Origin of the sequence: Mucilaginibacter gossypiicola (assembly GCF_900110105.1) — a bacterium.
GTDB classification, from domain to species: Bacteria; Bacteroidota; Bacteroidia; order Sphingobacteriales; family Sphingobacteriaceae; genus Mucilaginibacter; species Mucilaginibacter gossypiicola.
Map to the genome: position 1 here is coordinate 245,116 of NZ_FOCL01000010.1, position 6,205 is coordinate 251,320.

Here is a 6,205-nt window from a genome sequence, read left to right on the forward strand (position 1 = left end):
GTTTATAGTAGCGTTTCAATGCTACTTTAACCCCTCGTTAATTGTCTTTCTCATCCAATACGGTGAGTTTACTGCGAAGCCTACCGTATGAAAAGCAACTTTTCCCTCCTTATTTAATATAACGCTGGTTGGATAAAGGCCTATTTTATACCCGGCAGCTATATCCCGGCCATCATCTATAATATCATACTTAAACTCAGTTTGCTTCAGAAATTTTTTCAGGTCATAGCGATAATCCAGGGCTATTGCCAAAAAAACCACATTTGCGTTACCCTTATAATCATCAACCAGTTTATTTAACTCCGGAATCTCCTGCATACAGGCCGGGCAGCCAATGAACCAAAAATTGAGAACCACTACTTTGCCGCGCAAATCTTTTAGTTTGATTTTATTCCCGTTGATATCGTGCGTACTAAACGGTTCCATTACCTCACCGGTATTAAAATAAGCAGATTCGTAAGGCTTGGAAAGAGAAGCCATGTACTGCTCTTTGGCTTCTTCGGGCGATAGTTGCTTAGGAGCATTTGCGGGAGTTCCATCTGCAGGTGTGGCATTGGGCTTTATATATCGTACCTCCCGCTCATCTTTCCTGTTAAGGATAAAGGCAGTTTTGGCATCTTCCATATTTTCGGGCAATAAAACGTATTGCCTTGTACGCATCAGATCACTCCATTCCTTATAAGTAAGTTGTTTTCCGGTCGAATCCTTCACAACTGAATGACTATCGATTCTGAAGGACCGATTAACAACTTTATGTGACAATGAATCTTGCGACCATGCAACGGAACTCCATGTTATAAATAAAAGCAAAAGGAAGATATACTTCATGACAGGTTTAGATTATATTTCATAAATATACCTGAAGATATTAATATATAGCGGTCAAACTGTAACAAAACAGGCAACATAATTAACGTTGGGTTATACTATCTGTCAAAAAGTTTATTGATCGGCAGTTGTAACAAATTGACATGGTGCATAGTCATACCAACAAGTTTTTTATATTTATACCATGCCGGTAAAAACCTCTTACAAAGAAAACATTTCCATTGCATTACAGTCTATAGCCGGCAACAGGCTGCGCACCTCATTAACGGCGCTTATTATAGCCATAGGTATCATGGCGTTGGTCGGCATTTTAACGGCCATTGAGGGTATCAGGCAGTTTACCAATGATGCTTTTGCCGATCTGGGCGCAAACACTTTTACCTTGCAAAACCGTGGCGAAGGATTAAACTTCGGCAATGGCGGGCACCGGAAAGTGTATCCTGCCATTACGTACGATCAGGCCGTACGTTTCAAAAACTCCTTTAAACTGCCTGTAGCTGTAGCCATTAATTTAGAAGTAAATGGCACCGCGGTAGCTAAATATGGTAATCAAAAAACCAATCCGAATATATCCATCTCCGGTTCAAACGAAAACTACCTTGTTACAGCTGGTAAAAAACTTGCTTTCGGACGTAACTTTTCGGCCTCTGAGCTGGAGCACGGATCAAACGTGGTCATTATCGGCGACGAGATCAAAAAGAAGCTTTTTAAAACTGAAGACCCGATCAACAAATTAGTATATCTTGGTACCAACAGGTTCAGGATTGTTGGCGTGTTTGCATCAAAGGGTTCAAGTTCATTTGGAGGCGATAAATTTTGTGTGATCCCTGTATTAAAAGCCAAACAAATAGACAGTACAAAAAACGCATCGTTTACGGTAACCATTAAAGTAGCCACTCCCGGCGCTCTTGACGCTACCATTGGCGAAGCCACTTCCCTGTTCAGAAACGTAAGGGGATTGAACGTTATTAACCAGGATAACTTTGAAATAAGCCGGAGCGACTCGATACAAAAAGAACTTTCAGGCCAGCTTGCAGGGATAACAGCGGCCGGTTTTGCTGTTGGCATCATCACGCTTATCGGTGCGGCAATTGGTCTTATGAATATCATGCTGGTATCGGTAACCGAACGCACCCGCGAAATTGGCGTTCGGAAAGCTATAGGCGCAACGCCGGCCATTATTCGTAAACAATTTTTGATAGAGGCTATAGTGATCTGCCTTATAGGAGGTGCAGCAGGTATGATACTGGGAATGGCTGCCGGAAATCTTATCGCCGTTCAAATAAGCGGGGCGTTTGTTGTGCCATGGGGCTGGCTGTTCTTTGCAGTAGTGCTGTGTACGTTTATCGGTTTGATATCGGGTTATTATCCTGCAAAAAAAGCGGCCAGGCTTGACCCGGTAGAGGCGTTGCGGTACGAATAGAGAATTACTTCAAAATCTTGGAGGCTGTTTGCAAACGATAGTTTTTGAATATAGAGACGCATAATTGCGTCTTCCGCTTGCAATTTACGACAGCAGAGACGCTTTTGAAATCGGCTTGTCTCCGGGAGACGCAATTATGCGCCTCTACAAAAATACTTTCTCTCATTTTTAAACAGCTTCTAAGAGACTGTTTGCAAACAAAAAACGTCATTGCGAGGTACGAAGCAATCGCGAACTATACAGAGTGGCTCTGTAAGTCGGGGATTGCTTCGTACCTCGCAATGACGTTTTTTAAGCTATATCAACACATTCCCCTAAGGAGACGTTAACATATTATCCAACAAAAAAGGCGCAATTAATGCGCCTTTCTTACAATAAATAAATATCTACTAAAACAGCATCTTATTTTTAAGCGGATAATCAACCAGCACTTTCTCGATATAAGTTGTTTTGAGTGCATCACCTAAGGCAGCAGCATGTTTTAGATGGTGCATATCGCTTGAGATATAATCAATTAAGCTATTATCGATCAGGTCTTCAGCCATCTTTTTGATGTCCTTACCATAGTACCCGGTAAGTGATATTGTATTAAGCTGAAAATCAACACCCCAGCTATGCAGGTTTTTTAACTTATCCAAATCAAGATACTGGTAACGCTCAGGGTGCGCCAAAATAGGTTTGTACCCCTTGTCATGGAGTTTTTGAATTACACTATGGGTATTAGGTGGCTGATTGATAAATGAAAACTCAAACAGCACATGGTTATCACCCATGGTCATCACCGGACCATTTTCTACGCGTGCCTCAAACGTTTCATCAAAATAATGTTCGGCAGCGGCTTCAACCGGGATATCTATTCCTTCTTCAACCAGTTCGGCTTTTAGTAAAGTAAGCGCATTACCTATAGTTTCGGGCGTATTACGATAAAAATCTATCATAATATGCGGTGTGGCGATAATTTTTTTTATGCCCAGCGCCATCATTTTTTTGATCAATTCCACCGACTCTTCTGGTGTTTTGGCACCGTCGTCAATTCCAGGCAACACATGCGAGTGCATATCAACCATGATACCTTCATAGTTGAACTTTGATTCCCTTACTTCTTTTTTCTTCTTAAAAAGCCCGAACATTTTTTATCTATCGTTATACTGACCGCTGTAATATTGCTGGTAATGACCAGATGTTACATCATTTAGCCACTCTTCATTAGCAAGATACCAATCTACAGTTTTTTCCAAACCTTCCTCAAAAGTTATGCCCGGCACCCAACCTAAATCATTTTTAAGCTTGGTTGCATCAATGGCATATCTTAGATCGTGCCCGGCCCTGTCTGTTACAAAAGTGATCAGTTTAGCCGATTCTCCTTCGGCCCTGCCTAATTTTTTGTCCAATATACTGCAAAGCAATCTGATCAGGTCAATATTTTTCCATTCATTATGGCCACCAATATTATAGGTTGAACCCGATTTGGCATTATGGAATATTACATCTATTGCGCGGGCATGATCCTCAACCCAAAGCCAGTCGCGGATATTTTCGCCTTTGCCGTACACAGGTACCGGTTTGCTTTGTTTGATATTATTGATTGCCAACGGAATAAGCTTTTCCGGAAAATGGAACGATCCGTAGTTATTTGAACAGTTTGATATTACCGTATCCATACCATAAGTATCCTGGTATGCCCTTACAAAATGATCAGAACCTGCTTTTGAAGCCGAATATGGTGAATGCGGATCATAAGCCGTTTCTTCAGTAAACATGCCATCCTCGCCAAGGGTGCCATACACCTCATCGGTTGATACATGATAAAAACGGGTTTGATCATATCTGCCTTTCCAATGCTCGCGCGCGGTGTTAAGCAAGTTTACTGTGCCAACTACGTTGGTCATCACAAACTCAAGCGGATTAGTGATTGACCTGTCTACATGCGATTCGGCAGCAAGGTGGATCACAGCATCTGGATTCTCGGCTGCAAAAAGCTCATTAATAAAGGCAATATCAACGATATCCCCTTTTACAAACTTGTAATTAGGTTCATTCTCAATATCTTTTAAATTGGCAAGGTTGCCTGCATAGGTAAGCTTATCTAAATTAACAATGTTGTAATCAGGATAATTTTTTACAAACCTGCGCACCACGTGCGAGCCAATAAAACCAGCACCACCTGTAATAATGATCTTTTTTTTCATCTCTTGCTGTTAGTTTAATTGAATGGATTTTGAGCAATATATTTTTCCCACTCCCAGGCCGATGACATCATTTCGCCTATACCAAGTTTAGCTGTCCAGCCAAGTTTGGTTGATGATTTGGTAACATCGCCCCAAACCTGCTCCACATCACCTTCACGGCGCGGACCGATTTCGTAGTTCAGTTTTTCACCTGTAGTGCTTTCAAAAGCATGAATTACTTCCAACACCGAAGTGCCGTTGCCGGTACCCAGGTTAAACACATCATAACCTTTAAATTCGTCTTTTTCAGCAAGCTTCAACGCAGCTACGTGGGCTTTGGCCAAATCAACTACGTGAATATAATCACGGATACAGCTGCCATCCGGCGTATTATAATCATCGCCAAATACGGTTATTTTTTCGCGTTTGCCAATAGCTGTTTGTGTAATAAAAGGTACCAGGTTTTGCGGCACGCCAATTGGCAACTCGCCAATCAGGGCCGATTCGTGGGCACCTACCGGATTGAAATAACGTAATGATATTACTTTATAATTGGTGCCGGAATTTACCATATCAACCAAAATCTCTTCTGCTATTTGTTTGGTATTGCCATATGGCGATTGCGCAGGTTGAACCGGAGCATTTTCAGTAACAGGTAGTTTTTCTGGCTGGCCATAAACTGTACAGCTTGATGAAAACACAAAATTGATAGCCTTGCCGTAATAAGACTCCAACAAGTTAATAAGCGAATAAAAATTATTACGATAATATTTCATTGGCTTTTTAACCGATTCACCCACTGCTTTAAATGCCGCAAAATGAATAATGCCACCTATTTCGGGCTCAGCAAGTGCAAGTGATCTAACAGCTGCTTCATCACAAAGGTCGAGCTTGTGAAATACCGGGGTAAAGCCTAAGATCTTTGTAAGTTGATCTAATATTTTAGGATCGGAGTTCGACAGATCGTCAACAATAATGGGATCATAACCCGCATTAACCAGCTCAACTACGGTATGAGAGCCAATAAAACCCAAACCGCCTGTTACTAATATTTTCATAGTTTATATAGAGAGTGTATTTTGATTGTTTAGCAAAGTAAGCAGATTGTGACAATTCATCCGCTTTTATATTATAAAAAAGGCCAAAAAGATTAATTTCCGGCCTTGTTACCTTATTTATTGTAATAAGTAAAGTCTTTATGGTTTATTTCCTGCTCGGGTAATGATTTGAAGTATTCATAAGTGATCTTCAAACCCTCACTTCTGGATACTTTCGGCTCCCAGCCCAATATAGCTTTGGCCTTGGTAATATCCGGACGGCGCTGTTTAGGATCATCTGTTGGTAACGGCAAGCTGATCAGTTTTTGATCCGTACCTGTTAATTTGATGATCTCCTCGCCAAATTGTTTGATCGTGATCTCGTCTGGATTACCGATGTTCACCGGCTGGGCATAATCGCTCAGCAGCAAACGGTAAATACCTTCTATCAAATCATCTACATAACAAAACGAGCGGGTTTGTGAGCCGTCGCCAAACATCGTCAGCGGTTCGCCTCTTAATGCCTGTCCGATGAAGGCTGGCAATACCCTGCCGTCATTCAGGCGCATCCTTGGTCCGTAGGTATTAAAGATCCTTACTATCCTGGTTTCAACTCCATGAAAAGTATGGTAGGCCATCGTAATAGCTTCCTGGAACCTTTTGGCTTCATCATACACCCCTCTTGGGCCTACCGGGTTTACATTACCCCAGTACTCTTCGGGCTGCGGACTGATGTTAGGATCGCCGTA

Annotated in this window: 6 protein-coding genes; 1 reads left to right on the forward strand and 5 read right to left on the reverse strand. The window is 41.7% G+C overall.

Going from position 1 to position 6,205, the window contains the following annotated elements; translation table 11 throughout:
- Positions 1 to 21: 21 nt before the first annotated feature.
- Positions 22 to 711, reverse strand: coding sequence for a peroxiredoxin family protein (locus BMX50_RS26965; RefSeq protein ID WP_167668123.1), 690 nt, complete (start codon positions 709 to 711; stop codon positions 22 to 24).
- Between the two features lie 301 nt (positions 712 to 1,012).
- Here BMX50_RS26965 and BMX50_RS26970 point away from each other — a divergent pair, with 301 nt between their 5' ends.
- The gene (locus BMX50_RS26970; protein WP_091217684.1) at positions 1,013 to 2,251 is read left to right on the forward strand and encodes an ABC transporter permease; all 1,239 of its coding nucleotides are present in this window, start codon (positions 1,013 to 1,015) and stop codon (positions 2,249 to 2,251) included.
- Between the two features lie 389 nt (positions 2,252 to 2,640).
- Here the strand turns inward: BMX50_RS26970 and BMX50_RS26975 are convergent, their stop codons facing one another.
- The 4 genes from BMX50_RS26975 to BMX50_RS26990 form a co-directional block, all read right to left on the reverse strand.
- On the reverse strand, positions 2,641 to 3,381 hold the full coding sequence (locus BMX50_RS26975) for a tyrosine-protein phosphatase (protein WP_091217689.1): 741 nt from the start codon (positions 3,379 to 3,381) through the stop codon (positions 2,641 to 2,643).
- A gap of 3 nt (positions 3,382 to 3,384) precedes the next feature.
- Positions 3,385 to 4,440 (reverse strand): dTDP-glucose 4,6-dehydratase, encoded by a 1,056-nt coding sequence (gene rfbB / locus BMX50_RS26980; RefSeq protein ID WP_091217692.1) that lies wholly within the window; start codon positions 4,438 to 4,440, stop codon positions 3,385 to 3,387.
- 14 nt (positions 4,441 to 4,454) lie between these two features.
- Positions 4,455 to 5,477: a UDP-glucose 4-epimerase GalE gene (gene galE, locus BMX50_RS26985; protein WP_091217698.1), complete on the reverse strand. Its 1,023-nt coding sequence runs from the start codon at positions 5,475 to 5,477 to the stop codon at positions 4,455 to 4,457.
- 113 nt (positions 5,478 to 5,590) lie between these two features.
- On the reverse strand, positions 5,591 to 6,205 hold a 615-nt coding region (locus tag BMX50_RS26990; RefSeq protein ID WP_143065276.1), incomplete at its 5' end, for an NAD-dependent epimerase/dehydratase family protein.